Source organism: Brevundimonas sp. GW821-FHT12C05, assembly GCF_058807475.1.
Genome location: NZ_JBXAQS010000001.1, coordinates 638528 through 664587, shown reverse-complemented (window position 1 = coordinate 664587; position 26060 = coordinate 638528). Strand labels below are relative to the sequence as shown.

21 protein-coding genes and 1 tRNA gene are annotated in these 26060 nt (G+C 66.9%); 6 read left to right on the top strand and 16 right to left on the bottom strand.

Annotated features, from left to right (window positions below):
* Nucleotide 1: 1 nt before the first annotated feature.
* From rplK to rpsL, 11 genes are all read right to left on the bottom strand, one after another.
* Entirely contained in the window at nucleotides 2-433 is a 432-nt protein-coding gene (gene rplK, locus AC1RRF_RS03005; RefSeq protein WP_492832671.1) for a 50S ribosomal protein L11, read from the bottom strand.
* 168 nt (nucleotides 434-601) lie between these two features.
* Nucleotides 602-1513 (bottom strand): hypothetical protein, encoded by a 912-nt coding sequence (locus tag AC1RRF_RS03000; RefSeq protein ID WP_492832669.1) that lies wholly within the window; start codon nucleotides 1511-1513, stop codon nucleotides 602-604.
* Between the two features lie 72 nt (nucleotides 1514-1585).
* Nucleotides 1586-2155 (bottom strand): transcription termination/antitermination protein NusG, encoded by a 570-nt coding sequence (nusG, locus tag AC1RRF_RS02995; protein WP_291840182.1) that lies wholly within the window; start codon nucleotides 2153-2155, stop codon nucleotides 1586-1588.
* A gap of 17 nt (nucleotides 2156-2172) precedes the next feature.
* On the bottom strand, nucleotides 2173-2463 hold the full coding sequence (gene secE, locus AC1RRF_RS02990) for a preprotein translocase subunit SecE (RefSeq protein WP_291840179.1): 291 nt from the start codon (nucleotides 2461-2463) through the stop codon (nucleotides 2173-2175).
* Between the two features lie 73 nt (nucleotides 2464-2536).
* Nucleotides 2537-2612: transfer RNA gene (locus AC1RRF_RS02985), tRNA-Trp, on the bottom strand.
* A 135-nt stretch (nucleotides 2613-2747) separates the two neighbouring features.
* The gene (locus AC1RRF_RS02980) at nucleotides 2748-4082 is read right to left on the bottom strand and encodes a hemolysin family protein (RefSeq protein WP_492832667.1); all 1335 of its coding nucleotides are present in this window, start codon (nucleotides 4080-4082) and stop codon (nucleotides 2748-2750) included.
* Between the two features lie 94 nt (nucleotides 4083-4176).
* Entirely contained in the window at nucleotides 4177-4308 is a 132-nt protein-coding gene (locus AC1RRF_RS02975) for a hypothetical protein (protein ID WP_492832665.1), read from the bottom strand.
* A gap of 197 nt (nucleotides 4309-4505) precedes the next feature.
* Nucleotides 4506-5696: an elongation factor Tu gene (gene tuf / locus AC1RRF_RS02970; RefSeq protein WP_492832663.1), complete on the bottom strand. Its 1191-nt coding sequence runs from the start codon at nucleotides 5694-5696 to the stop codon at nucleotides 4506-4508.
* 90 nt (nucleotides 5697-5786) lie between these two features.
* Nucleotides 5787-7868, bottom strand: coding sequence for an elongation factor G (gene fusA, locus AC1RRF_RS02965; RefSeq protein ID WP_492832661.1), 2082 nt, complete (start codon nucleotides 7866-7868; stop codon nucleotides 5787-5789).
* A 157-nt stretch (nucleotides 7869-8025) separates the two neighbouring features.
* A complete protein-coding gene (gene rpsG / locus AC1RRF_RS02960) occupies nucleotides 8026-8499 on the bottom strand; it encodes a 30S ribosomal protein S7 (RefSeq protein WP_168044696.1) in 474 nt (157 codons plus the stop codon).
* A gap of 81 nt (nucleotides 8500-8580) precedes the next feature.
* Nucleotides 8581-8952, bottom strand: coding sequence for a 30S ribosomal protein S12 (gene rpsL, locus AC1RRF_RS02955; RefSeq protein ID WP_056453566.1), 372 nt, complete (start codon nucleotides 8950-8952; stop codon nucleotides 8581-8583).
* A gap of 551 nt (nucleotides 8953-9503) precedes the next feature.
* Here rpsL and AC1RRF_RS02950 point away from each other — a divergent pair.
* From AC1RRF_RS02950 to AC1RRF_RS02930, 5 genes are all read left to right on the top strand, one after another.
* Entirely contained in the window at nucleotides 9504-9761 is a 258-nt protein-coding gene (locus AC1RRF_RS02950; RefSeq protein WP_492832658.1) for a hypothetical protein, read from the top strand.
* Between the two features lie 12 nt (nucleotides 9762-9773).
* Nucleotides 9774-9980: a hypothetical protein gene (locus tag AC1RRF_RS02945; protein ID WP_492832656.1), complete on the top strand. Its 207-nt coding sequence runs from the start codon at nucleotides 9774-9776 to the stop codon at nucleotides 9978-9980.
* Nucleotides 9977-10906, top strand: coding sequence for a CorA family divalent cation transporter (locus AC1RRF_RS02940; RefSeq protein ID WP_492832654.1), 930 nt, complete (start codon nucleotides 9977-9979; stop codon nucleotides 10904-10906). Before AC1RRF_RS02945 ends, AC1RRF_RS02940 begins: the two co-directional genes overlap by 4 nt.
* Before the next feature lie 24 nt (nucleotides 10907-10930).
* On the top strand, nucleotides 10931-11593 hold the full coding sequence (locus tag AC1RRF_RS02935) for a PA4824 family protein (protein WP_492832652.1): 663 nt from the start codon (nucleotides 10931-10933) through the stop codon (nucleotides 11591-11593).
* Nucleotides 11594-11686: 93 nt separating this feature from the next.
* A complete protein-coding gene (locus AC1RRF_RS02930; RefSeq protein WP_492832650.1) occupies nucleotides 11687-12523 on the top strand; it encodes a hypothetical protein in 837 nt (278 codons plus the stop codon).
* A gap of 11 nt (nucleotides 12524-12534) precedes the next feature.
* Here the strand turns inward: AC1RRF_RS02930 and AC1RRF_RS02925 are convergent, their stop codons facing one another.
* The 4 genes from AC1RRF_RS02925 to rpoB all read right to left on the bottom strand — a co-directional run bounded on the left by AC1RRF_RS02925 (nucleotide 12535) and on the right by rpoB (nucleotide 24212).
* Nucleotides 12535-14754 (bottom strand): CocE/NonD family hydrolase, encoded by a 2220-nt coding sequence (locus AC1RRF_RS02925; RefSeq protein ID WP_492832648.1) that lies wholly within the window; start codon nucleotides 14752-14754, stop codon nucleotides 12535-12537.
* 104 nt (nucleotides 14755-14858) lie between these two features.
* On the bottom strand, nucleotides 14859-15641 hold the full coding sequence (locus tag AC1RRF_RS02920) for a LytTR family DNA-binding domain-containing protein (protein WP_492832646.1): 783 nt from the start codon (nucleotides 15639-15641) through the stop codon (nucleotides 14859-14861).
* Nucleotides 15642-15801: 160 nt separating this feature from the next.
* Complete coding sequence (gene rpoC, locus AC1RRF_RS02915; RefSeq protein WP_492832644.1) at nucleotides 15802-19998, bottom strand: DNA-directed RNA polymerase subunit beta'; 4197 nt, start codon at nucleotides 19996-19998, stop codon at nucleotides 15802-15804.
* A 98-nt stretch (nucleotides 19999-20096) separates the two neighbouring features.
* Nucleotides 20097-24212 (bottom strand): DNA-directed RNA polymerase subunit beta, encoded by a 4116-nt coding sequence (gene rpoB / locus AC1RRF_RS02910; RefSeq protein ID WP_492832642.1) that lies wholly within the window; start codon nucleotides 24210-24212, stop codon nucleotides 20097-20099.
* A gap of 384 nt (nucleotides 24213-24596) precedes the next feature.
* On the opposite strand from rpoB, the gene AC1RRF_RS02905 reads away from it, so the two are divergent.
* Nucleotides 24597-25118, top strand: coding sequence for an FKBP-type peptidyl-prolyl cis-trans isomerase (locus AC1RRF_RS02905; protein WP_492832640.1), 522 nt, complete (start codon nucleotides 24597-24599; stop codon nucleotides 25116-25118).
* Here AC1RRF_RS02905 and AC1RRF_RS02900 read toward each other — a convergent pair.
* A complete protein-coding gene (locus AC1RRF_RS02900; RefSeq protein WP_492832638.1) occupies nucleotides 25115-26056 on the bottom strand; it encodes a DUF2268 domain-containing putative Zn-dependent protease in 942 nt (313 codons plus the stop codon). The two genes, AC1RRF_RS02905 and AC1RRF_RS02900, sit on opposite strands and share 4 nt — an antisense overlap.
* Nucleotides 26057-26060 lie beyond the last annotated feature (4 nt).

The window sequence follows — 26060 nt, the reverse complement described above, 5'->3', positions numbered from 1 at the left end:
CTTAGCCCTCCACCACGTTGAGGCCCATCGCGCGAGCGGAGCCTTCGATGATCTTGGCGGCCTGATCGAGATCGTTGGCGTTCAGATCTTTCATCTTCTTTTCGGCGATCTCGCGCAGTTGGGTGCGCGTGACCTTGCCGACCGTTTCGCGGCCCGTGAGCTTGGCGCCCGACTTCAGGCCAGTGGCCTGCTTCAGGTACCAGGTCGCCGGCGGCGTCTTGGTGATGAAGGTGAACGACTTGTCCTGGTAGACAGTGATCACGGTCGGAAGCGGGGTGCCCTTGGCTTCCTTCTCGGTGCGCGCGTTGAACTCCTTGCAGAAGCCCATGATGTTGACGCCGCGCTGGCCGAGCGCCGGCCCGATCGGGGGCGAAGGCGTGGCGGAGCCCGCGGGCACCTGCAGCTTGATGTAGCCGAGAATCTTCTTGGCCATTGGTCTCTCCTATTCGGTAGCCCCGAACTCAATCGGGACCGGTGAGCCGTGGTCCGGCATGGCTGCCTCCCACGGATTTATGCGGGCAAGCCCGCACCGCCCTGTTCAGAGCGAGGCGCGCGTATAGCGGAAGGGAGGCTGAAAGGCAAACCGCGACGGCGGCTCGCGTTAGTCCTGTCGCGTCCGGCGAAGCTCGTCAGCCAAGGCCTCCGCCTGCTCGCTTGGGTCGAGCCTTTCCGATTCACCGGAGTAGAGCGCCCGAAGGTAGGCCCGGTCCCATTCGGTCAGCCCCGTCGCCCGGCTGGGATCGTTCAGGACATTCAGGACCGTATCGAAGTCGGAGTAGTCCGTTTCAGGCTCCACCTGCGCGAGGACGATCATCGAAAGGTAGTCGCCGAATTGCTGGAAGCTCAGCTTCGGCAGGGCCTCAAGGTCCACGATGATCCAGGCTCGCACGATGCGGTCGTTGACCTGGTTGCAATGACGGGCGCCCCCGTTGCGCTGAAGACAGGGAATCGAGACCGGCCCCCGTCCCGGCAGACGAATGGCGATTGTGTCCGTTCCGGCGATGTACATCAGACTGATGTGCCACCAGCGGATCGCGGCATCCGACGTGCGAAAAGTCTCCAGCGCCCGCGATCCCCGGTTGGACCGCGTGTAGCCGTAGCGGAAGGCTCGTCGCTGACGGTCGACCATGGCCGAGGCCAACGCGCGCCCATTGGATGTCCCCATGATCATGACGTTCGGCGCGCAGCCGGGCTCTCTCAGGGCAACGCCAAGATCGCCGGCGACCCGAGAGATGTGGTCGAGCAACTGATGCGCCGTTTCCGGGGGGAAATTCTCCACACCCAGGCAGACCCTGCTCTCCCAGCGCGCCAGTCCCCGCCCCCGCGCCGGCGCGGCGAGGCTTTCGACGTATTCCCGGGCCAGCTCTTCCAGCCGATCGCCCGCTACAACCACATCATCGAGGGTTGTGGCCGGCGGCTCCTGGGGAGAGGAAGGGATCGAGGGATCGCTCTGGGCGACCGCCTGCCCGCCGAGCGAAACCGAAAACGCCGCGATGGCGAGTATCTTGCGCACAGGCCACCTCCCCTCAGGGAGACTTAGGCCGAACACCGATAGCGGACAATCCCCGGGCGAATGGGTCGCGCCTTAGGCCGCGACCTTCTCCACCTGATTGTACTCCAGGTCCACCGGGGTCGGGCGGCCGAAGATAGACACGGCGACGCGCAGGCGGGCGTGTTCCTCGTCGACGCTCTCGACCTGGCCGTCGAAGCTGGCGAACGGGCCGTCGATGACCTTGACGGTCTCGCCGATGTCGAAGCGGATGGTGGGCTTGGGACGCTCGACGCCCTCTTCCACCTGGCCGACGATCTGCTGGACCTCACGCTCCGAGACCGGCAGCGGCTTGGTGCCGCCCGCGGCGCCCAGGAAGCCGGTGACCTTCGGGGTGTTCTTGACCAGGTGGTAGGCCTGGTCCGTCATCTCCATCTTCACCAGCACATAGCCGGGGAAGAATTTGCGTTCCGAGTTGACCTTGCGGCCGCGACGGATCTCGACGACTTCCTCGGTCGGAACCAGGATTTCGGAGAAATTGTCCTCCAGGCCCTGCTGCTTGGCCTGATCGCGCAGTTGCTCGGCCACCTTCTTCTCGAAGTTCGAGTAGGCGTGGACGATGTACCACTTGTGGCGCGGATTGGCGGGCTTGGCGACGTCGGTCATTTGGGGGGCGGTCTCTCTTACTGGCCGAGCGCGAGGACGAACTGGGACAGTCGGGTCAGGCCAAAGTCTACAATAGCGAAGAAGACGGTCGCGATCAGGACCATCAGGAAGACCATCACCGAGGTGATCCAGGTCTCCTTGCGGCTCGGCCACACGATCTTGCGGCCCTCGGCGCGAACCTGGCTGGCGAACTGCGGGATCGACGTGCGCTTCTTCGGAGCCGGGGCGTCAGCCGCGACGGCGCTGCCGGCGATGGCCGGTTGAGCGGTCTGGGGGCGGCGTCCCGAAGGAGTCTTGGCCTTGGCCATGCGGCGTCTCTTCAAACAATCAAACCTGTCGCCACCAGATGGGGTGTCCCATCCAGCGGCGACAGGGGGAAAATGGCAGGAGTTGGGGGACTCGAACCCACGACCCCCGGTTTTGGAGACCGGTGCTCTACCAGCTGAGCTAAACTCCTGGAGCTAAAAGCCGTACGCGGCGGGTATTCCCGAGACGCACGCTTTCGCCAGACGCGGGGCTATGCCCGACCACGGCGGGGTTTTCAAGCGTCGTTACGGCCTTGCGGCCATATCGGCGCCAGAACGGCCCCTGGTCAGTCGTCCAGATGCGCCGCGACGGCCTGGGCCTCGTCTTCCTTGGCCACCACCTGACGGAACAGCAGCTTGTCGATCCGGCGGTCGTCCATGTCGATGACCTCGACCTCGAAACGGCCCAGCTGCAGGATCTCGCCCTCGGCCGGCACGCGCGACAGCTGGTGCAGGACCAGGCCCGCGACGGTGTGGAAGCCTTCCGCCTCGCCGAAATCCTCGCCCAGCTCGTCGGACAGCTCCTCCAGATCCGTCTGGCCGTCGACCAGCCAGCTGCCGTCCTCGCGCTGACGGATCCAGGCCTCGGCCTCGTCGTGGCTCTCGTCGAAATCGCCGGCGATCATCTCCAGCAGGTCGGTGGCGGTCACCACGCCCTCGAAGGCGCCGAACTCGTCGACCAGGAAGGCCATGTGGACCTTGGACGTCTTGAGGATCTCCAGCGCCTTCAACACCGAGGTCGACTGCGGGATGAAGGCCGGGGTCTGCACCAGGGATTCGACGTCGAACTTGCCGTCGGTCAGCAGGCTGTCCAGCAGGTCCTTCTTGTGGACCACGCCCAGCGGGTTATCGACGTCGTTCTCGCGGGCCACCACGATCCGGGAATAGGGACAGGTGCGGATTTCCTCGCGCAGCTGTTCGTCGGTGTCGTCCAGCGCGATCCAGAAGACCTCGTGGCGCGGCGTCATCGCCACCCGGATGGGGCGGTCGCCGAGCGTCAGGATCTCCTCGATCATCGTCTGCTCTTCAGGCTCGATCAGACCGGCCGAGGTGCCCTCGGCGATCATGGTCTCGACCTCTTCCTGGGTGACGTCCGAGCCGTCGCGGTCCTTGACCCCCATCACCTTCAGGATGGCCGAGGTCGAGGCCGTCAGCAGCACCACGAAGGGTTTCAGCACGATGGCCAGTGTCGAGATCGGCGCCGCCATCTGGGACGCGATCGCCTCGGGGAAGATCAGCGCCAGACGCTTGGGCACCAGTTCGCCGACAATCACGGAGATATAGGTGATCAGCACGACCACGACGCCGGTCGAGATCGCCGACGACCAGTGGGCCAGCATCGGGATGCCGGTCTCGATCATGCGGTTCAGCTCACCGCCGATGGCGGCCTGACCGTAGGCGCCCGCCAGAATGCCGATCAGGGTGATGCCGACCTGGACCGCCGACAGGAAATGCGTGGGCTCCTCCGCCAGCTTCAGGGCCGCACGAGCCCCCCGGTCTCCCCGCTCGGCCCGGCTCTGGAGCTTGGACTTGCGCGAAGAGACGACCGCCAGTTCGGTCATGGCGAATACGCCGTTGAGCACCACAAGGAGCAGAACGACGACGATGGCGATGGCTAACATCTAGGGGGGAAGAACCGGCGCGGCGCGACAAACGGCGTCCGCGGGGACGATGATAGGGGCGTTTCGCCCGAACCGCCACGGATTTCCGGAAGGCTCAGCCCTGCGGGCCCGTTGCGACCGTCCCGTGGACGCCCTGCCCGGCGGCGTGATCGACCGGCGCGGCCGCGCAGGCGCACATCCCGATCAGGGTGCCGATGAACAGGCCGATGTGGATCGCGCGACGCATGTGGTTACCGGAACCTTAACAACCTTCGCCGCACAAGGGCGCTGGATTCGGGTTCCCGGCAAGGCCGCGCCCCCGCCGGTTGCGGGCTTAACCACGCCACGCGTCCTCACAGGCGAGTCACGGCGTCGCGCAAAAGAAAACGGCCCCCGGATCGCTCCGGGGGCCGCTCGCTTCAGTTCAGATCGTCAGACCGTCGATTACTCGATGATCTTGGCGACGACGCCGGCGCCGACGGTGCGGCCGCCTTCACGGATGGCGAAGCGCAGGCCTTGGTCCATGGCGATCGGGGTGATCAGCTCGACGTTCAGCTCGGCGTTGTCGCCCGGCATGATCATTTCCACGCCTTCCTTCAGGTGCACGATGCCGGTCACGTCGGTCGTGCGGAAGTAGAACTGCGGACGGTAGTTGGTGAAGAACGGCGTGTGACGGCCGCCCTCTTCCTTGGTCAGGATGTAGGCCTCGGCCAGGAACTTGGTGTGCGGGGTGATCGAACCCGGCTTGCACAGCACCTGACCGCGCTCGACGTCTTCACGCTTGGTGCCGCGCAGCAGCACGCCGACGTTGTCGCCCGCTTGACCTTGATCCAGCAGCTTGCGGAACATTTCCACGCCCGTGCAGGTCGTCTTCTGGACCGGACGGATGCCGACGATCTCGACTTCCTCACCGACCTTGACGATGCCCTTCTCGACGCGGCCCGTGACCACGGTGCCGCGGCCCGAGATCGAGAACACGTCTTCGACCGGCATCAGGAACGGCAGGTCGACCGGACGCTCCGGTTGCGGGATGTAGCTGTCGACCGTTTCCATCAGCGCCAGGACCTGGTTCTCGCCGATTTCCGGGTTCACGCCGTCGGTCGCGGCCTTGGCCGAGCCCATGGTGATCGGAATGTCGTCGCCCGGGAACTGGTACGACGAGAGCAGCTCGCGCACTTCCATCTCGACCAGCTCGAGCAGTTCCTTGTCGTCGACCAGGTCGACCTTGTTCATGAACACGACCAGGGCCGGCACGCCGACCTGACGGGCCAGCAGGATGTGCTCGCGGGTCTGCGGCATCGGGCCGTCGGCGGCCGAAACCACCAGGATCGCGCCGTCCATCTGGGCGGCGCCGGTGATCATGTTCTTCACATAGTCGGCGTGGCCCGGGCAGTCGACGTGGGCGTAGTGACGGTTGGCCGTCTCATATTCCACGTGCGCCGTGTTGATCGTGATGCCGCGCGCTTTTTCTTCCGGCGCCGCGTCGATGTCGGCGTAGTTCATCGCCTTGGCGCCGCCGGCCTTGGCCAGCGTCATCGTGATCGCCGCCGTCAGCGTCGTCTTGCCGTGGTCAACGTGACCAATCGTGCCGATGTTGCAGTGCGGCTTGGTGCGTTCGAACTTTTCCTTGGCCATTCTCTTCTCTCCGTCCCCTGAACAGGGGGCTTTGTCCTAGTTTTCAGGGGTCCGGCGGACCCTTGCGGATCCGCCGGGATTGGTTGGGGTTTAGGCGCTGTACTTCTTGATGACTTCGTCGGCGACGTGTTGCGGCACCGGCTCATAGTGGTCGTACTGCATGGTGAAGGCCGCGCGGCCCTGCGACATGCCGCGAAGCGTGTTCACATAGCCGAACATGTTGGCCAGCGGCACGAAGGCGTTCACGACGGTGGCGTTGCCGCGCATGTCCTGACCCTGGATCATGCCGCGACGGCCGTTCAGGTCGCCGATGACCGAACCGAGGTAGTCCTCGGGGGTCACGACCTCGACCGCCATGATCGGCTCGAGCAGCTTCGGCGCGCCCTTTTCCTTCAGTTCGCGGAACGCGGCGCGGGCCGCGATCTCGAACGCCAGGACCGAGGAGTCGACGTCGTGGAACTTGCCGTCCGTCAGGGTCGCCTTGAAGTCGATCAGCGGGAAGCCGGCCAGCAGGCCGCCGTCCTTGATGGACTCCAGGCCCTTCTCGACGCCCGGGATATATTCCTTGGGCACCGCGCCGCCGACGATGGCGGATTCGAACACGAAGCCCGAACCCGGTTCGCCCGGCTCGAAGGTGATCATGACGCGGGCGAACTGGCCCGTACCGCCGGTCTGCTTCTTGTGCGTGTAGTCGATGTCGACCTTGCGGCCCAGCGATTCACGGTAGGCGACCTGCGGGGCGCCGATCGTCGCGTCGACCTTGTAGGTGCGGCGCAGGATGTCGATCTTGATGTCCAGGTGAAGCTCGCCCATCCCCTTCAGGATGGTCTGGCCCGACTCGTGGTCGGTCGAGACGGTGAACGAGGGATCTTCCGAGGCCAGCTTGGCCAGGGCGATGCCCAGCTTCTCCTGGTCGGCCTTGGTCTTGGGCTCGACCGAGATCTCGATGACCGGCGCCGGGAATTCCATCTTCTCGAGGATGACGGGCGACTTGATCGGGTCGCACAGGGTGTCCCCGGTGCGGGTGTCCTTCAGGCCGGCCAGGGCGACGATGTCGCCGGCGTAGGCTTCCTTGATGTCCTCGCGGTTGTTCGAGTGCATCTGCAGCATGCGGCCGACGCGTTCCTTGCGGTCACGGCTGGAGTTCAGCAGCGACATGCCGGTTTCCATCTTGCCCGAGTACAGGCGGCAGAAGGTCAGCGAGCCGACGAAGGGGTCGTCCATGATCTTGAACGCCAGAACCGACAGGGGCTCTTCGTCCGAGGCGTGACGCACGACCGGCTCTTCGGTGCGGAAGTCGATGCCCGGGGTCGGCGGGATGTCCAGCGGCGACGGCAGGTAGTCGACGACGGCGTCCAGCAGCGTTTGCACGCCCTTGTTCTTGAACGCCGAGCCGCACAGGATCGGATAGAAGGCGCCGGTCAGCACAGCCTTGCGGATGCACTTCTTCAGCGTCTCGACCGAGGGCTCCTGCCCGTCGAGGTAGGCTTCCATCGCCTCGTCGTCGAGCTCGACGGCGTTGTCGATCAGGTACTGACGGGCGGCCACGGCCTTGTCCATCAGGTCAGCCGGGATCTCGCCGACGGTGAAGTTGGCGCCCAGGGCGTCGTTGTCCCAGACGACCGAACGCATCTCGACGACGTCGACCAGGCCCGACAGCGAGCTTTCAGCGCCGATCGGGAATTGGATCGGCACGGCCTTGGCGCCCAGGCGGTCGCGGATCGACTGGACCGAGGCGTCGAAGTCGGCGCCGATCTTGTCCATCTTGTTGACGAAGACGATCCGCGGCACCGAGTACTTGTCGGCCTGACGCCAGACGGTTTCGGTCTGCGGCTCGACGCCGGCGTTGCCGTCCAGCACCGTCACAGCGCCGTCGAGGACGCGCAGCGAGCGCTCGACTTCAATGGTGAAGTCCACGTGCCCGGGGGTGTCGATGATGTTGAGGCGCTTTTCTTTCCAGTAAGCGGTCGTCGCGGCCGACGTGATCGTGATGCCGCGTTCCTGCTCCTGGTCCATCCAGTCCATGGTGGCGGCGCCGTCGTGGACTTCGCCGATCTTGTGGGACTTGCCGGTGTAATACAGGATCCGCTCGGTCGTCGTCGTCTTGCCGGCGTCGATGTGCGCCATGATGCCGAAGTTGCGGTAGTCTTCGATTTTATGCGTGCGGGGCATGGGAGCGTGCCTTGCGGTCAATGCGGCGCCGCTGCGGGCGCCTCGGGAATGTTCGGATAAGCGAGCGCGGGCGATTTAGCTCAAACCGCCCGCGCCGGATAGTCGGTAGATAGGAAGCCCCGGCCTTATCTTGAAGACCGGCGGCGTCCTGAAGGCGTTACCAGCGGTAGTGGCTGAAGGCGCGGTTGGCTTCGGCCATCTTGTGGGTGTCTTCGCGCTTCTTCACGGCGGTGCCGCGGTTGTTCGAAGCGTCCAGCAGCTCGGCGGCCAGCTTTTCCGTCATGGTGTTCTCACCACGCTTGCGCGCGGCGTTGACCAGCCAACGGATGGCCAGAGCCTTGCGGCGGTCCGGACGAACTTCGACCGGCACCTGGTAGGTGGCGCCGCCGACGCGACGCGAGCGGACTTCGACGGCCGGGGCGACGTTTTCCAGCGCGGTGTGGAAGGTCGCGACGGGCTCCTGGTCCTTCTTCTTGTCGGCCAGGATGTCGAAGGCGCCGTACACGATGTTCTCGGCGACGGCCTTCTTACCTTCGTACATGACGTAGTTCATGAACTTGGTGACGGTCAGATCCTTGAACTTGGGATCCGGCAGAACTTCGCGCTTCTGTGCGCGGTGACGACGGGACATGGGCTTGGCCTTCTAAATCGGTATCGGACGGCCGGCCCGGACCCCGAAGGTCCCGGCCGGCGAATGGAATGAAGCGATCGCTTACTTCGGACGCTTGGCGCCGTAGTGCGAACGGCGCTGCTTGCGGTCCTTGACGCCTTGCGTGTCGAGCACGCCGCGCAGGATGTGGTAGCGAACGCCGGGAAGGTCCTTCACGCGGCCGCCGCGGATCAGCACAACCGAGTGCTCCTGCAGGTTGTGGCCTTCGCCCGGGATGTAGCACACGGCTTCGATGCCGGTGGTCAGACGGACCTTGGCGACCTTACGAAGCGCCGAGTTCGGCTTCTTCGGGGTCGTGGTGTAGACGCGGGTGCAGACGCCGCGGCGTTGCGGGCAACCCTTCAGGGCCGGGACCTTGTTACGGACCGGCTTGGGGGCGCGCGGCTTGCGGATCAGCTGGTTGATAGTCGGCATTCGAAACTCGTTCTCTTCGATCGATGGAAGCGTGTGCCTTTCGGCCGGAGCGCCTCGGTGAACCTTCTTTTGGACGACCGTCTCTCAACGAGGGGCCGCCCGGGTGTTGTCGATGATGCGCAACACGCGCAACACCGGGGTCAAACGCAAAAACCGGAACGCGCGCTTCGGGCGTTCCGGCGGGCACAGCCCGTCGCGTTCGATTGTCACGATCTGGATGGAGGTCCGGGGACATCCCTCGCGAAAGTGGGCGGCTTCTACGCGCGGGGAGGCTTCAGGTCAAGGGTTGGGGAGCCGCCGGCCAGGGTTGACACCCCCTGCCCCCGAGCCTAGGTCCGCCACGCCTCATTCCCGAGGCGCTGAACGAACCCGAACCCATGGACCCCTATCCTAGTCGCATCGGGGGCGCGGTCACCACCGCCGCCTCCTCGCGCAAGACATCGAAGGTCGCCGCCGACCTCGGTCGGACGGGCGTGATCCGGAGTCTCGGCTAGGGGCTCTGGCCTCCGCTCGTCCCGCCGGCGTCCGCGCCGGCCGCAAGGAGACGAGCGATGAACATCCGCCGCCAAACCACCCCCGCCGTCCGTGTCTGGACCCTGGACACGCGTCCTCGCACGCCCCTGGTGCGCCTGGTCGCCGACGCCCCGCGCGGTCGCGCGCCCCGGCTGATCGCCGCCTGGAGCCTGTCCGGCTCGGGCCGCCTGATCCGCGCCTGGACCCCGGCCGACGAACCGTCCGGGCGTCGGCCGGCCCGCGTGCGCGCTCCGGCCCTGGCCGCCCTGACCCGTCTCTTCCGCCGCGCCGCATAGGAAGGAACCGTCATGGCCACGCCCCGCAAAACCCCCGCCGCCTCCAGCCTGGAGCGCGAAGTCATCACCGCCGTGGTGGTTCTGTACCTGGTGCTCTCGGGCGCCATGCTGATCGTCCACTTCGCCCTGGGCGGAGACGACGAGACCCATCCGACGGTCACCTCCTCGACCTCCCCCAGCCACGCGGACGCCTCCGTCCGGCAGGAGGGCGCGCAATGACCGACCTGCTCACGACCCACGCCGCGAAGGTCTCGCCGACCAGCTGGCTCCGCCTGCGCCGGGGCGACGGCGCCGCCCTGGCCCACGCCGCGGCCGTGCACGGCTGCCGCTTCCCCGCCGCCGACGATGTCTTCGAGGAGGACGCCCGGTTCCTGTACCTGCCCGTCGCCAGCCTGGTGCGGGACGGTTCCGAGGTGCGCCAGCAGACCGTGATCTTCGCCCTGGGCGACGACATCCTGATCACCCTGGAGCCCGCCGACGGCTTCCCGGCCTTCGACCGCGCGCCCGCCATGCTGGCGCGGCGGCCCGACCTCGGCTCGGGCCGGGCGGCGGTGATGTATGTGCTGCTGCTGGCGCTCAACGCCAACACGGACCATGTGCTCGGCCTCGCCAGCGGGGCGCTCGAGGGCGTCAACGACCGGATTCGCATGATCGCGGATGGGGTCGATGAGACCGGCCAGAGCATCGATTCCAGCGACATCCACGACGCGATGGCCGACCTGAACGACAAGGAGGAGCTGATCTCGCGCATCCAGGAGAGCCAGCTCCTGCTGGAACGCGCCGCCCGCTATCTCCGCCTGGAGATCGGCGGCGAGACCCGGGACCTGCGCCAGTACGTCGAGACGCTGATCTCGGACATCGCCAGCGTGAAGGAGCACGCCGGCTTCGAGCACGACAAGGTCCGCTACCTGCAGAACTCGGTGATGACCTCGCTCAGCGTCAAACAGAACGAGATCGTCAAGGTGTTCACCATCATCACGGCGGTCTTCCTGCCGCCCACGCTGGTGGCGACCTTCTACGGCATGAATTTCGCCGTCATGCCGGAGCTGGCGTGGAAGCACGGCTTCAGCTTCACCATCGTCCTGACGCTGCTCGCGGCCCTCCTGCCGCTGATCTACATCAAGAAGAAGGGCTGGCTGCGCTAACGGCGCCGGCCCGGAGTTCCCAACATGAACAAGAACCTGATCGCGGCCGCTTCGGCGGCCGCGGCCTTCCTCGCGTGCGCGTCCAGCGCCCACGCGGGCGGGCCCTATATGGTCGATGACGCGGGAACCACCCCCGCCGGCCGCTGCCAGCTCGAAGCCTGGGTTTCGAGAGGACGGAGCGGCCCGGCCTGGGTCGCGGCCCCGGCCTGCGCCACGCGCGGAAACCGCTCGGTCGAACTGACACTGAGCCTGCGCGGCCAGGACGGCGAGACATGGCTGTCTCCGGCCGCCAAACGAACCTTCGGCGCGTTCGCGGACGGCCGCATCGTCGTCGCGGGCAGCCTCGCCGTGGAGGCGGACCTGAAGGGCGGGCCCGTCACGCTGGCGCTGAATCTCCCGGTCACCACACAGGTGTCCGACGACCTGCTGATCCACGTGAACCTGGGCTGGACCCAGATAGCCGACCAGGGACACGCGACCTGGGGAATCAACGCCGAGCACCGCCTGACGTCGCGGCTGGCGGCGATCACCGAGACCTTCGGCGACGACCGGGGCGGTCAGGGCTGGCAGGCCGGCGTTCGATACACGGTCGCGCCGGAACGCCTGGATCTGGATCTCACCGTCGGCGAGCCGGATATCGACCGGGGCGGTTCGCGTTGGACGCTGGCCCTGGCCGCCGCCTTCTGAGGTCGCCGGGAACGAGGACCCCCGCAGGGGCGGATTACCGCCCCAATAAGGCCACGCTCGCCCGCTCCCCTGAACGCTGGATCGGGAGGACGAATGGCGGCGCCGACGCGGACAAGGTCTTCCGACAGGAACCGCTGGCGCAAGCCGGTGCTGGTCGGCGCCTCCGTGGTCGCTCACGTCCTTGTTCTGGGCGCGCTGGCCGTGACGGTGCTGGACGAGCACACCCGTGAGCTTCCGCCCCAGCCGACCATTCTCTACGTCGAGATCGAGCCCCGCCCCCTCCTGGAGAACGAACGGCCGCGGCCGCGTCCGACGCCCGAGCCGCCGTCGGCCCAGCCGGTCGATCCGGTCACGCCGGTGGGGGCCCAGCGCTCGGTCCTCGGCTTCCGCCTGCCCTTCCAGCGCGACCGGGACGAGGACGAGGACCGCCCGTCGACGCCCGCGCCCCGCCTCGCCGCCCCCGTTCCCGGCGCGCCCGCGCCGCCGGCGGGCGCCGACGCCTGGCAGGTGCGGCCCGACACCCTGAGCGACCGGGTCGGGCGCGGCCTGCGCACGCGGGGGCCGGGCTGCGTCAGCCCTCAGCTATTGAGCCGCGAAGAGCGCGCCGTCTGCGAGGAGCGCTTCGGCGAACGGGCCGCCGCCGCGCCTCCGATCGAGGGCACCGGCAATCCCGAACGCGACGCCCAGTTCGCCCGCGAGGGCGCGCGGGCCCTGGCGCAGTACGAGGCCCGCCGCCGCCCTCTGGCCGGCGGGACCGGCGTGGTGGGCGTGCAGGACGGCCCCGGCTCCAACTTCGGCATGGGCGTGGCGGGCGCGCATCTGGATCCGTCGTTCCAGCCGGATTCGACCCAGAACATCCGCACCCGCCGCGACGGCCCCCGTCCGGGCGGCGGGTCTCTGACCCCCGGCTCATCTGCCCCAAGGGACTAGGATCGCCCCCGTTACGGCCCGGTCCGGGTTCCCAGCTCCAGATAGCCGCCCGGCAGGAACCGGACCGTCAGCGGGTCCCCCGCGTCGGCGATCGATTCGTCGCTGACGTCGCGGCCCGTCCCGTAGTTGATCTGGACGTCAGGCCGGAACGGAACCCCGACCAAGGCGACGATCCGACTGCCCGGAGCCAGCCGGATTCCGGCGACCGTTTCGCTTTCGAACGCCAGACTGCGAGGCTCGCCCGGCGTCAGAAGGCGGCGGACCCGCCGGTCGCCCACATAGCTGGCGCGGCTCATCCATGAGCTCAGTCTGAAATAGCCGCCGTCCGCGCGGTGTTCGAACAGGGTCACCTCCAGATCCACGTCGCGCTTGTTGGTGACGATCTCCAACCGCCCACGGAAAGCGCCCGCGATCTCCAGGCCCTGCGCAAACGGCTCGGTCTCAAACAGCAGGGCGCCCGTCGTGACCAGCCGGTCGGGCGGAACCTCGGCGTCCAGGCCGCTGCGGTCGGCCAGGTCCACTGTCAGATCGATCGCCGCGTCAGCGGCCGGGGCCGTCGGGGACAGGACGTACGCGCCGCCCGCCTCGGCCGCCGCGCCCAGGAACAGCCGCAGGCGATCCGGAGCCATCGCCTCCAGCGTCGGAACATGACGCCAGAGGTCGGCGCCCATGACTTGGAAATTCACCCGATCGCTCAGGGCTTCGGGCAGGGGCGCGCCCCGGAACACGTGGTCGAACCACTGCATCCGGATCTCCGTCAGATCGACCAGGGCGCTGCGGTCCAGATCATAGCCGTTGATCGACGCCAGGACCCCCGACTGCTGGGCGGTGTGGTGATAGGGACCGACGATCAGGCGGTGGTCCGCGCCGGGTCGATAGCGCAGATGCTCCCGGAAATAGTGCAGCGCCCCGACCATGCCGCCGTCGAAATAGCCGGTCTGGACGTAGACCGGGATGTCGATGTCGGCGAACTCCGCCCCCTGCGGGATCATCGCCTGCCAGAAGGCGTCGTAGTCCGGATGATCCAGCCACGAGGCGAAGATCGGATTGGCTCGCCCGTCGATCCTCGGCAGGTCGCGATAGGGCCGCCCGCTCAGGAACCATTCCCGGTTCAACCGCGCCCAACGCTCAGTGTCGCCGTAGGTGGTCTCGTCCAGCGCCGATCCGCTCGCCGCATACAGGGGCCAAGGGTACATGAAGCTCTGGAAGATCCCGCCCTGCATCGGCGTATCGATCCCGGGGGCGTTGGAGGCGTTGGTGGCGATGGCGCGCAACGCCTTGGGCCGATGCTTCAGGGCCGCCCACTGGGTGAAGGCGTTGTAGCTGCCGCTGAACATCCCGACCCGGCCGTCGCTCCAGTCCTTCGCGGCCAACCAATCGATCACGGCCGCCGCATCGGCGCCGTCGTGCAGATAGGGAACCGGGTCGCCGGTGCTCCGGCCCTTCCCGCGCGAATAGGCCACCGCGCCCGCATAGCCCCTGGACGCCATCTGGACGGCGTCCGCGAAGCTCCAGTCGTCGCGATTGTAGATGGTGAAGCTCATCAGGGTCGTCAGCCGCTCCGCAGGCGCCGTCCGGAGCCGCACCAGCAGGACCGCGATCTCGACCCCGTCGGCGGTCGGAACCAGAAGCGTGTCATCGACGATGAAGCGGCGTTCGGCGTCGGCGCGGATCAGCGCTTCGGACGCCGGGATCAGATAGCTCCAGGCCTCCAGGGACGCCCGGGCCGACACCGCGTCGGCGCCGGTCTCGCACTCCGTCAGGGCGACCCCCGCGCAGGCTGCGGCGGTCTGCGTCGCCCGCTCGCGCATCTGCTCAAGGTTCGCGCCGTAATACGGCAGCACCGCCGCCATCTCCCGGTCCGGCAGCACGGCGTACAGTTCCGCGAACGCCCGGCCGAGAGCCGCGTCTTTACCGGCCCCCTCCCCTTCATAGGCCCGCGCCCGGGCGTAGATGCGCAGCGGCGTCAGGGCCGCGGCGCTCCCGGGCTGCCGCGGGCGAAGCTGGTTGGCCAGCATCACCGCCATCGCCTCGGCCTCGGCATAGCGTCCGGCGGCCAGCAGCAGTCTCAAGCGCTGGCCCGTCGGCGCGCTGTCGGCGGAACGCTCAAGAATGCGACCGGCGGCGACGGCGAAGCGCGCGTCGGGTGTCGGCGCCTGGGCGAGAACACCCGAGGGCCAGACATACAGGGCCAACGTCAGCACCAGACCGGGCGACAGAAAACGGATCATCGGGGACACCTCCAGCTCCATGCCGGGATAGCGTCGCCGTGACGGAGCGGGGCGGAATGCGGTCGTTCGACATCCGGCGTCGGTGAACCGACGGCTGGTTTCGGCTAGAGGACGCGGTCGCGCACGCGCTTCGAACCCGCGCGGCTGGTCTGGATCAAATCCCCGTCCTCCATGTGCAGCAGCAGGCGTCCATTGCCCGCCGGCTCGGCCCGGGCGATGCGGTCCAGATTGACGATGTGCGACCGGTGAACCCGGGCGAAACGGTCGACGTCCAGGGCCGCCTCGAACTCCGCCAGGGTCATTCGCACCAGATGGCGGCCGCCGGTCGTCTTCACCTCCGCATAGTCGTCGGCGCCGGCGATGCTGACGATGCCCGCCACCTCGATCGGCCGCAGGTCGTCGCCGCTGCGGATGAAGTATCGCGACAGGCTGTTCGGTTCAGCCTCCGCCTGCCCCGCCTCGACCAGAACGGCGGGCGCCGCGACCGGCCGCGCGTCCAGATGGGTCAGGGCGGCGATCAGGCCATAGGTCGTCAGGTTCTGCAGCGACTGCCAGGCCATCGCCCGGGGATCGAAGGGACGCACGTCGAACTCGGTCGCCGACACGCCGTTGACCAGACCCAGAAGGACCAGCAGCAGCCAGTAGGCCAGCAGGACGAACGCCGCGGCCAGGACCGCGTGCCCCACCGCGGTCCTCACGGGCGACCGGCCCAGCAGATGGCGGATGATCAGCTCGCGCGCCGCCAGTCCCAGCAGGACCACGGGGACGGCGTTGGCGATCGCCCCCGCCAGCGCCTCTGGAACCCCGCCGACGCCGACGACCAGGAACACCGTCGTATAGGCGGCCACGACCAGACAGACCCCCGCCGCCGCCCAGCGAAGGGACAATGGTCGAACGGACTCTCGCGGCGGGGCGGTCTCGCGGCTCATCCGAGGCTTATGTTATCCGCGCGGCCCCGCGCGCAATAGCGACGGTCGGCCAATTGAAAAGGGGCGGCTCCGTCGCCGGAACCGCCCCCGTTTCAGTCTTTCAGGTCCGTGACCCGGATCAGCCTTCCGACTGTTCCAGCTCCAGGGCCAGGTCGGCCGGCAGCGGCTCGACCGAGTCCTCGCGGGCCTGGGTCAGTTCAGCGTCACGCTCGTTGGCGATCTTCTGCAGGGCCCGCAGGTAGGCGCCCGTACCGGCCGGGATCAGGCGGCCGACGATGACGTTTTCCTTCAGGCCTTCCAGGGTGTCGCGCTTGCCGTTGACCGAAGCGTCGGTCAGCACGCGCGTCGTTTCCTGGAACGAGGCCGCCGAGATGAAGCTGCGGGTCTGCAGCGACGCCTTGGTGATGCCCAGCAGGACCGGCTGCGTGGTGGCCAGACGGCCGCCGCGCTTCTCGACCTTCTGGTTCTCCAGAACGGCTTCGGCCACTTCGACGGTGTCGCCGCGGATCAGGGTGGTTTCACCCGAATCCAGCACTTCCACCTTCTGCAGCATCTGACGGACGATGACCTCGATGTGCTTGTCGTTGATCGGCACGCCCTGCAGTCGGTAGACCTCCTGCACTTCGTTCACCAGATACTCGGCCAGCGCCTCGACGCCCTGGATGCGCAGCAGATCGTGCGGATCCGGGTTGCCGTCGATGATGTAGTCGCCCTTCTGGATCAGATCGCCGTCGTGGACGGAGATGTGCTTGCCCTTCGGGATCAGGAACTCGACCGCTTCGCCCTGGTTGCCGTCGGCATCCGGCTCCGGGGTGATCTTGATGCGGCGCTTGTTCTTGTAGTCGCGACCGAACTCAACGCGGCCATCCATCTCGGCGATGACGGCGCAGTCCTTCGGACGGCGGGCTTCGAACAGTTCGGCCACGCGCGGCAGACCGCCGGTGATGTCGCGGGTCTTGGCGCCTTCGGTCGGGACGCGGGCGATGATCTCGCCCGGCTTGACCTCGTCACCATTGTTCACGGACAGAACCGCGCCCACCGGCAGCAGGTAACGGGCGTCGGAGCCCGAGGCCAGCTTGGCGTAGGCGTCGCCGTTGGTCACGCCCATGGCCGGACGCAGGTCCGAACCGCGGGGCGAGGCGCGCCAGTCGCTGACGACGCGCTGGGCGATGCCCGTCGCTTCGTCGGTCTCTTCCTTGACGGAGAGGCCTTCGACCAGGTCCTCGAAGCGCACCGTACCGGCGACTTCCGTCAGGATCGGGGTGGTGTAGGGATCCCACTCCGCCAGACGTTGGCTCTTGGCGACATCGCCGCCTTCCTTGACGCGGATGCGGGCGCCGTACGGGACCTTGTGGGTCTCGCGGTCCTTGCCGTCGACCACGATGGTGATCGTGACGTTGCGGCTCATGGCCACCAGATCGCCGTGCGCGGCCTTGACGGTCGGGCCGTTGATCCGGGCGGCGCCGGGGTTGGTCGCCTCGTAGAACGAGGTTTCCGCCACCTGGGCCGTACCGCCGATGTGGAAGGTCCGCATCGTCAGCTGGGTGCCGGGCTCGCCGATCGACTGGGCGGCGATAACGCCGACCGCTTCGCCGATGTTGACGTTGGTGCCGCGCGCCAGGTCACGGCCGTAGCAGAAGGCGCAGATGCCGGCTTCGGCTTCGCAGGTCAGGGCCGAACGGACCTTGATCGACTGCACGCCGGCCTTGTCGATGACCTCGACTTCTTCTTCCTGCAGGTAGGTGTCCGCCGGGAACAGGACGGTGTCGCCGCCCGGCTCCTTGATGTCCTCGGCCGCGTAACGGCCCAGGACGCGTTGACCCAGCGAGACCAGCACGTCGCCGCCTTCGACCACGGCGCGCAGGGTGATGCCCCGCGTCGAGCCGCAATCGTCCTCGGTGACGATCGAGTCCTGCGCCACGTCGACCAGACGGCGCGTCAGATAGCCGGAGTTGGCGGTCTTCAGCGCGGTGTCGGCCAGACCCTTACGGGCGCCGTGGGTGGAGTTGAAGTATTCAAGGACGGTCAGGCCTTCCTTGAAGTTCGAGATAATCGGGGTCTCGATGATCTCGCCCGACGGCTTGGCCATCAGGCCGCGCATGCCGCCCAGCTGCTTCATCTGCGCCTGCGAACCACGGGCGCCGGAGTTGGCCATCATGAACACCGAGTTGATGTCGGGGTTCTGACCCTTGATCAGCACGCGAGGCTGGGCGATCTCGCCCATCATCGCGTCGGCGATCTTGTCCGTGGCCTTGGCCCAGGCGTCGACGACCTTGTTGTACTTCTCGCCCTTGGTGATGAGGCCGTCAGCGTATTGCTGCTCGTACTCTTCCACCTGGGTGCGGGTGTCGGCGACCAGACCGGCCTTGGCGGCCGGAATGACGATGTCGTCCTTGCCGAACGAAATGCCGGCCTTGGCCGCTTCGCGGAAGCCCAGCTGCATCATCTGGTCGGCGAAGATGACCGTCGCCTTCTGACCACAGTGACGGTAGACCTGATCGATCAGGTTGCCGATTTCCTTCTTGGTCAGGTTCTTCTCAAGCAGACGGTAGCCGATGTTGGCGTTGTGCGGCAGCAGCGCGCCCAGCTTCATCCGGCCCGGGGTCGTGTCGATGACCTTGGTCACGACTTCGCCGGCGGCGTTCATCTCGGTCCAGCGGGCTTTGATCTTGGTGTGCAGCGTCACGACCTTGGCGTCGAGCGCGGCGTCGATCTCACCCATGTTGGCGAACAGCTTGCCTTCGCCGACTTCGCCTTCCTTGACCAGCGACAGGTAGTACAGGCCCAGGACGATGTCCTGCGACGGCACGATGATCGGCTTGCCGTTGGCGGGCGACAGGATGTTGTTCGTCGACATCATCAGGACGCGCGCTTCCAGCTGGGCCTCGAGGCTCAGCGGGACGTGCACGGCCATCTGGTCACCGTCGAAGTCGGCGTTGAACGCGGTACACACCAGCGGGTGCAGGCGGATGGCCTTGCCCTCGATCAGCTTGGGCTCAAACGCCTGGATGCCCAGACGGTGAAGCGTCGGCGCGCGGTTCAGCAGGACCGGGTGCTCACGGATGACCTCGTCCAGGATATCCCAGACCTGCGGCTGCTCGCGCTCGACCATGCGCTTGGACTGCTTGACGGTGCCCGACAGGCCCTTGGCGTCCAGGCGCGCGTAGATGAACGGCTTGAACAGCTCCAGCGCCATCTTCTTGGGCAGGCCGCACTCGTGCAGCTTCAGCTCGGGACCCACGGTGATGACCGAACGGCCCGAGTAGTCGACGCGCTTGCCCAGAAGGTTCTGGCGGAAGCGGCCCTGCTTGCCCTTCAGCATGTCGGCCAGCGACTTCAGCGGACGCTTGTTGGCGCCCGTGATCACGCGGCCGCGGCGGCCGTTGTCGAACAGGGCGTCGACGGATTCCTGCAGCATCCGCTTTTCGTTGCGGATGATGATGTCCGGCGCGCGCAGCTCGATCAGGCGCTTCAGGCGGTTGTTCCGGTTGATGACCCGGCGATACAGGTCGTTCAGGTCGGAGGTCGCGAAGCGGCCGCCGTCCAGCGGCACCAGCGGACGCAGTTCCGGCGGGATGACCGGCACGACCGTCAGGATCATCCACTCAGGCTTGTTGCCGCTCTCGAGGAAGGCCTCGATCAGCTTCAGGCGCTTGGAGGCCTTCTTGGCCTTCATTTCCGAGGGGCTGTCGGCCAGTTCGCCGCGGTGCTTCTCGGCTTCCTGGTGCAGGTCGATGCCCATCAGCAGGTTGCGCACGGCCTCGGCGCCGATCTCGGCGGTGAAGCCGTCATCGCCGAACTCTTCCTGGTAGCGGTAGAACTCGTCTTCCGTCAGCAGTTGGTTCTGCTTCAGCGGGGTCAGGCCCGGCTCGGTGACGATGTAGTTCTCGAAGTACAGGACGCGTTCCACGTCCTTCAGCGCCATGTCCAGCATCAGCGAGATGCGCGACGGCAGCGACTTCAGGAACCAGATGTGGGCGACCGGCGAGGCCAGTTCGATGTGGCCCATGCGCTCGCGGCGGACGCGGGCCAGGGTGACTTCAACACCGCACTTCTCGCAGATGATGCCCTTGTACTTCATGCGCTTGTACTTGCCGCACAGGCATTCGTAGTCCTTGGTCGGGCCAAAGATACGGGCGCAGAACAGGCCGTCACGCTCGGGCTTGAACGTGCGATAGTTGATGGTTTCCGGCTTCTTGATCTCGCCGAACGACCACGAGCGGATCTTCTCGGGCGAGGCCAGGGCGATCCGGATCTGGTCGAAGGTCGGGGTGACCGGGACCGGGTTGAAGATGTTCAGGACTTCCTGGTTCATCTTTATTCCTTCTGCGGCAGAGCCGCCTAAATTCATTCAGGTGGAGAGAGCGAGAGACCGTCCCTCCCCGCTTGCGCGGAGAGGGATCATTCGGTCGGTCAGCTGTTCTCCAGCTCCACGTTCAGGCCCAGCGAGCGCATTTCCTTCACGAGCACGTTGAACGACTCGGGGATGCCCGCCTCGAAGCTGTCGTCGCCGCGGACGATCGCCTCGTAGACCTTGGTCCGGCCGGCCACGTCGTCGGACTTCACCGTCAGCATTTCCTGCAGGGTGTAGGCCGCGCCGTAGGCTTCCAGCGCCCACACTTCCATTTCGCCGAAGCGCTGGCCGCCGAACTGCGCCTTGCCGCCCAGCGGTTGCTGGGTGACGAGCGAGTAAGGGCCGATGGAGCGGGCGTGGATCTTGTCGTCGACCAGGTGGTGCAGCTTCAGCATGTAGATGTAGCCGACCGTGACCGGACGCTTGAACTGCTCGCCGGTCTGACCGTCATAGACGATCGACTGGCCGGTGCGGTCCAGGCCCGCCTTCTCCAGCAGGTCCTCGATGTCCGAGATGTGCGCGCCGTCGAAGACCGGGGTCGCGAACGGAACGCCCTTGGACAGGTTGCGGGCCAGCTCGACCAGGTCGTCCTCGCCTTGCGGCAGGGGGGTGTCCGGTCCGTAGATGCTGCTCAGGTGGTCGATCAGCGCCTGCTTCTGGCCGCCCTGTTGCCAGGCTTCCAGAAGGCCCTGGATCTGCTTGCCGAGACCGGCGGCGGCCCAGCCCAGGTGGGTTTCGAAGATCTGGCCGATGTTCATGCGCGACGGCACGCCCAGCGGGTTCAGAACGACGTCCACCGAGGTGCCGTCTTCCAGGTGCGGCATGTCCTCGATCGGCAGGATCTTGGAGATGACGCCCTTGTTGCCGTGACGGCCGGCCATCTTGTCGCCGGGCTGAAGCTTGCGCTTCACGGCCACGAAGACCTTGACCATCTTCATCACGCCCGGGGGCAGTTCGTCGCCGCGTTGCAGCTTCTCGACCTTGTCCTCGAAGCGGCGGTCGAGGGCCTTACGGGCGTCCTCGAACTGCTTCTTCATGGCCTCCAGCTCGCCCATCGTCTTCTCGTCGTCGAGAGCGATCTGCCACCACAGGCCCTTGGACAGCTCACCGAGCTTGGCGTCCGTGATCTCGCCGCGGCCCAGGCCCTTCGGACCCGAGACGGCGGTCTTGCCCAGCAGCAGGGGCTGCAGGCGACCGTACACGTTGCGCTCAAGGATCTTGAGCTCGTCGTCGCGGTCCTTGCCCAGACGTTCGATCTCGGCGCGTTCGATCGCCATGGCGCGCTCGTCCTTGTCGACGCCGTGGCGGTTGAAGACGCGCACGTCGACGATCGTGCCGGCGACGCCGGGCGGCAGGCGCAGGCTGGTGTCGCGGACGTCCGAAGCCTTCTCGCCGAAGATGGCGCGCAGCAGCTTCTCTTCCGGAGTCATCGGGCTCTCGCCCTTCGGCGTCACCTTGCCGACCAGGATGTCGCCCGGCTGGACTTCGGCGCCGATGGCCACGATGCCCGCTTCGTCGAGGTTGCGCAGGGCTTCCTCGCCGACGTTCGGGATGTCGCGGGTGATTTCTTCCGGACCCAGCTTGGTGTCGCGGGCCATCACCTCGAACTCGTCGATGTGGATCGACGTGAAGATGTCGTCGCGCACGATGCGCTCCGAGATCAGGATCGAGTCCTCGAAGTTGTAGCCGTTCCACGGCATGAAGGCGACGAGCGCGTTCCGGCCCAGGGCCAGTTCGCCCAGGTCCGTCGACGGGCCGTCGGCGATCACGTCGCCGGTCTTCACTTCATCGCCCACGCGCACGATCGGGCGCTGGTTGATGCAGGTCGACTGGTTGGAACGCTGGAACTTGGACAGGCGGTAGATGTCGACGCCCGAACGACCGGCTTCCAGGTCGCCGGTGGCGCGCACGACGATGCGGGTGCCGTCGATCTGCTCGACGACGCCGTCACGACGGGCGACCACGACGGCGCCGGAGTCCACGGCCACGACCGCTTCCATGCCGGTGCCGACCAGCGGCGCGTCCGACTGCACCAGCGGCACGGCCTGACGCTGCATGTTCGCACCCATCAGGGCGCGGTTGGCGTCGTCGTTTTCCAGGAACGGGATCAGGGCGGCGGCGACCGAAACGACCTGTTTCGGCGACACGTCCATCATGTCCACGTCGGCCTTGATCAGCAGCTGGGATTCACCGTTGATCCGGCCGGGGACCAGGTCCTCGACGATCTGGCCGTCCTTCAGCTCGATGTTGGCCTGGGCGATCGTGTATTTCGCCTCTTCCATGGCCGAGATGTAGACCACCTCGTCCTGAGCCTGGCCGTCCTTCACGCGGCGGTACGGGCTCTCGATGAAGCCGTACTTGTTCACGCGGGCGTGGGTGGCCAGCGAGTTGATCAGGCCGATGTTCGGGCCTTCCGGCGTTTCGATCGGGCAGATCCGGCCGTAGTGGGTCGGGTGCACGTCGCGGACTTCGAAGCCCGCGCGCTCACGCGTCAGACCGCCCGGGCCAAGCGCCGAAAGGCGGCGCTTGTGGGTGATCTCGGACAGCGGGTTCGTCTGGTCCATGAACTGCGACAGCTGCGACGAGCCGAAGAATTCACGCACCGCGGCCGCGGCCGGCTTGGCGTTGATCAGGTCGTGCGGCATGACCGTGTCGATATCGACCGAGCTCATGCGCTCCTTGATGGCGCGTTCCATGCGCAGCAGGCCGACGCGGTACTGGTTTTCCAGCAGCTCGCCCACCGAGCGGACGCGGCGGTTGCCCAGGTTGTCGATGTCGTCGATCTCGCCCTGGCCGTCCTTCAGGCCGACCAGGATCTGCAGGACCTTCAGCACGTCTTCCTTGCGCAGGACGCGGATCTCGTCCGAGACCTCCGGGCTTTCCAGGCGCATGTTCATCTTGACCCGGCCGACGGCCGACAGGTCGTAGCGCTCGCTGTCGAAGAACAGCGACTGGAACATGGCTTCGGCGGCCTCCGGGGTCGGCGGCTCGCCCGGGCGCATCACGCGATAGACGTCGAACAGCGCGTCCTCGCGGCCGGTGTTCTTGTCGATGCGCAGGGTGTTGCGCATGTAGGCGCCGACCGTGACGTGGTCGATGTCCAGCACGTCGATGGTGGTGAAGCCGTAGCTTTCCAGCAGTTCGATCGTGGCCTGGTCCAGCTCGTCGCCGGCCTCGGCGTAGATCTCGCCGGTCTCGTAGTTGACGGCGTCGGCGGCCAGATAGCGGGTCAGCAGGGCGTCGGCGGCCAGCGACAGCGAGGTCGTGGTCTCGCCCAGCTTCTTGGCCTGACGGGCGCTGATCTTGGTGCCGGCGGCGGCGATGACTTCACCGGTGTCGGCGTCGACCAGGTCGAACTCCGGCTTCACGCCGCGCCAGCGCTCGGCCTTGTAGGGCGTGACCCAGCCTTCGCCGCGCTTCTCGTAGGGCACGGTGTCGTAGAAGGTCTTGAGGATCTCCTCGCCGTCCATGCCCAGGGCCATCAGGAAGGTCGAGGCCGGCAGCTTCCGGCGGCGGTCGATGCGGACGTAGACGATGTCCTTGGCGTCGAACTCGAAGTCGAGCCACGAACCGCGGTACGGAATCACGCGGGCGGCGAACAGCAGCTTGCCCGAGCTGTGCGTCTTGCCCTTGTCGTGGTCGAAGAAGACGCCCGGCGAACGGTGCATCTGGGACACGATCACCCGCTCGGTCCCGTTGACGATGAAGGTGCCCTTGTCCGTCATGAGCGGGATGTCGCCCATGTAGACGTCCTGCTCCTTGATGTCCTTGACCGAGCGCGCGCCGGTCTCTTCGTCCATCTCGAACACGATCAGGCGCAGCTTCACCTTCAGCGGCGCGGCGTACGTCATGTCGCGCTGGATGCACTCCTCGACGTCGTACTTGGGCTCTTCGAACTCGTACGAGACGTATTCCAGGATGGCGCGTTCGTTGAAGTCCTTGATCGGGAAGACCGACTTGAAGACCGCCTCGATGCCTTCATCGGTGCGCAGGCCCGGACGGCCCTCGCGCTGAAGGAACTGCTCGTACGACGCGCGCTGAACCTCGATCAGGTTCGGCATCTGCACCGCTTCCGGAATACGACCGAAGGAGTGACGGATGCGCTTCTTGCCGGTGAACGAGGTGGCGGTGAGGAACTGACCGCTGACGGTGAGTTCCGCTTTGGACTTGGCCATTCTGTCTTCCCAATGCGGCCCGGGCAGGCCGCTTTAAATGCAGCAGCCACGGCTCGCCGGACGGCGACCCGTGACAATCGGTTTCGGCGTCCACCCTCGGGCCTCGCGGTCCCAGGACACCTGAATTGTATGGCTCCTATGGGGAGGAGCGCGCCTTCGCACCGGTCGGAGGGCGACAAACCGGGCCTCGGCGCTTTCGCGCGGGACTCTTTGAGAGAGATTGCGGAACCGGGTGATATACTCGCTTTGGCGGCGAAATAAAGGTCGCTGTGGAAAATCTTGGCGCCTCGGCGGAATTCGCCTTGCCCTTCCCGCAACACCTGCCGCAGCCGCACGATATGGGGTCTCTTCCCGTCACCGCCAACTCCCTGCTAGCGTCGCCGTATGACCCGTATCCTGACCCTCTCCGCCGCCACCCTGATCGGGGCCCTGTCGCTCGCCGCCTGCGCCTCCGCGCCCGAGGCCCCCGCCCCCGTGGCGCTGGGGACCGGCACCGCCGAGGGCTGGACCGCCGGCAACCTCGAATACCTGCGCGTCAACGGCGCCCGAAAGGGCTGGACCACCACCGAAAGCGGCCTCCAGTACCGCCGCGTCGGCGCCGCCCACCCGGAGGGCCGCCAGCCGGTCGCCGCCGATACGGTCAAGGTCCACTATCGCGGGACCTTCGTGGACGGCCGCCAGTTCGACAGCAGCTATGACCGCAACGAGCCCGCCGAGTTCCCGCTGGGCCGCGTCATCAAGGGCTGGACCGAGGGCGTCGCCCTGATGCGCGAGGGCGAGAAGTTCGAGTTCGTGATCCCCGCCTCCCTCGGCTACGGCGAGCGCTGGGTCGGCGGCGACGAGCTGCCGCCCAACTCGACCCTGCTGTTCACGGTCGAGCTGCTGGAAGTGAAGCCGGCGGCCTAATTCAGCGCCGCGCCCGGCCGCCACCCGCTGGCGGCCAGGAAGGCCTTCGCGTCCGTCATCCGCAGCATGTCGGCGACCGCCTGTCGCTTGTCGGCGGCGTTGCCGTGATACGCCTTGGCGATCCGGTAGCCGACCCAATAGCCAAGGTCGCCGGGCGCCTCCGGCGTGGAATTGTAGACCCAGGCCGACAGATCGGTCTTGTCCACGTCGGGCGCGAAGGCGGCCTCGATCTCGGCCTCGCGCCCGGCGACCAGGGCGTCCAGATAGGCGTAGGCCCCGTCGCCGGAGACCAGTTCGGTGACGAACTCGGCGATCCCCTCCACCAGGGAAACCTCCAGCACCGTCAGCCCCTCCTTCTCGGTCAGCGCGGCCGCCTGTTGGCTGTGCACATACTCATGCACCAGCACCCGCACGAAGCGGTCCTCCATGTCGGGATTGATGAAGTCGCTGGCGCACAGCGCTTCCAGTCCCACCTGGATGCCGGTCACGGGACTGCCGATCGCGATCGGCTTGCCGCGCCCGATGACGAAGGTCGCCGGCGGGAAGCGCGCTTCGGGATAAAGGTCGGCGAATCGCTCCATCGCCGAGGTCACCCGCGCGCGGACCTGCGGCAGCATGCGGGCGCAGTCCCGCGCCTCGACATAGATCTCGGGCCGCGAACCGATGGCGTCGGCGATCCGAGCGCCCGTCACATTGCGCACCCGGGCCAGGTTCCTGAGTCCGTCCGAGCCTTCGTCCAGATAGGCCTGCAACTGCTCCGCCGTGGGCCGCCCGTCCGCGTCGTCGTACAGGGCGTAAAACCGGTCCACATCGACAGTCTCGATGACCGGCCCCCGCGCTTCGGACGACGGCGCCGTCTCCTGCGCGGCGCTGAAGGTCGCCGCACCGGCCGTCGCCAGACAGGCCGCGACGCAGGTCAGGATGCGATGCAGGCGCATGGGG

Coding starts and splice junctions, on each gene's coding strand:
- rplK (WP_492832671.1), bottom strand. CDS start 433: ATGGCCAAGAAGATTCTCGGCTACATCAAGCTGCAGGTGCCCGCGGGC.
- nusG (WP_291840182.1), bottom strand. CDS start 2,155: ATGACCGACGTCGCCAAGCCCGCCAATCCGCGCCACAAGTGGTACATC.
- secE (WP_291840179.1), bottom strand. CDS start 2,463: ATGGCCAAGGCCAAGACTCCTTCGGGACGCCGCCCCCAGACCGCTCAA.
- AC1RRF_RS02980 (WP_492832667.1), bottom strand. CDS start 4,082: ATGTTAGCCATCGCCATCGTCGTCGTTCTGCTCCTTGTGGTGCTCAAC.
- AC1RRF_RS02975 (WP_492832665.1), bottom strand. CDS start 4,308: ATGCGTCGCGCGATCCACATCGGCCTGTTCATCGGCACCCTGATCGGG.
- tuf (WP_492832663.1), bottom strand. CDS start 5,696: ATGGCCAAGGAAAAGTTCGAACGCACCAAGCCGCACTGCAACATCGGC.
- fusA (WP_492832661.1), bottom strand. CDS start 7,868: ATGCCCCGCACGCATAAAATCGAAGACTACCGCAACTTCGGCATCATG.
- rpsG (WP_168044696.1), bottom strand. CDS start 8,499: ATGTCCCGTCGTCACCGCGCACAGAAGCGCGAAGTTCTGCCGGATCCC.
- rpsL (WP_056453566.1), bottom strand. CDS start 8,952: ATGCCGACTATCAACCAGCTGATCCGCAAGCCGCGCGCCCCCAAGCCG.
- AC1RRF_RS02950 (WP_492832658.1), top strand. CDS start 9,504: ATGAACATCCGCCGCCAAACCACCCCCGCCGTCCGTGTCTGGACCCTG.
- AC1RRF_RS02945 (WP_492832656.1), top strand. CDS start 9,774: ATGGCCACGCCCCGCAAAACCCCCGCCGCCTCCAGCCTGGAGCGCGAA.
- AC1RRF_RS02940 (WP_492832654.1), top strand. CDS start 9,977: ATGACCGACCTGCTCACGACCCACGCCGCGAAGGTCTCGCCGACCAGC.
- AC1RRF_RS02935 (WP_492832652.1), top strand. CDS start 10,931: ATGAACAAGAACCTGATCGCGGCCGCTTCGGCGGCCGCGGCCTTCCTC.
- AC1RRF_RS02930 (WP_492832650.1), top strand. CDS start 11,687: ATGGCGGCGCCGACGCGGACAAGGTCTTCCGACAGGAACCGCTGGCGC.
- AC1RRF_RS02925 (WP_492832648.1), bottom strand. CDS start 14,754: ATGATCCGTTTTCTGTCGCCCGGTCTGGTGCTGACGTTGGCCCTGTAT.
- rpoC (WP_492832644.1), bottom strand. CDS start 19,998: ATGAACCAGGAAGTCCTGAACATCTTCAACCCGGTCCCGGTCACCCCG.
- rpoB (WP_492832642.1), bottom strand. CDS start 24,212: ATGGCCAAGTCCAAAGCGGAACTCACCGTCAGCGGTCAGTTCCTCACC.
- AC1RRF_RS02905 (WP_492832640.1), top strand. CDS start 24,597: ATGACCCGTATCCTGACCCTCTCCGCCGCCACCCTGATCGGGGCCCTG.
- AC1RRF_RS02900 (WP_492832638.1), bottom strand. CDS start 26,056: ATGCGCCTGCATCGCATCCTGACCTGCGTCGCGGCCTGTCTGGCGACG.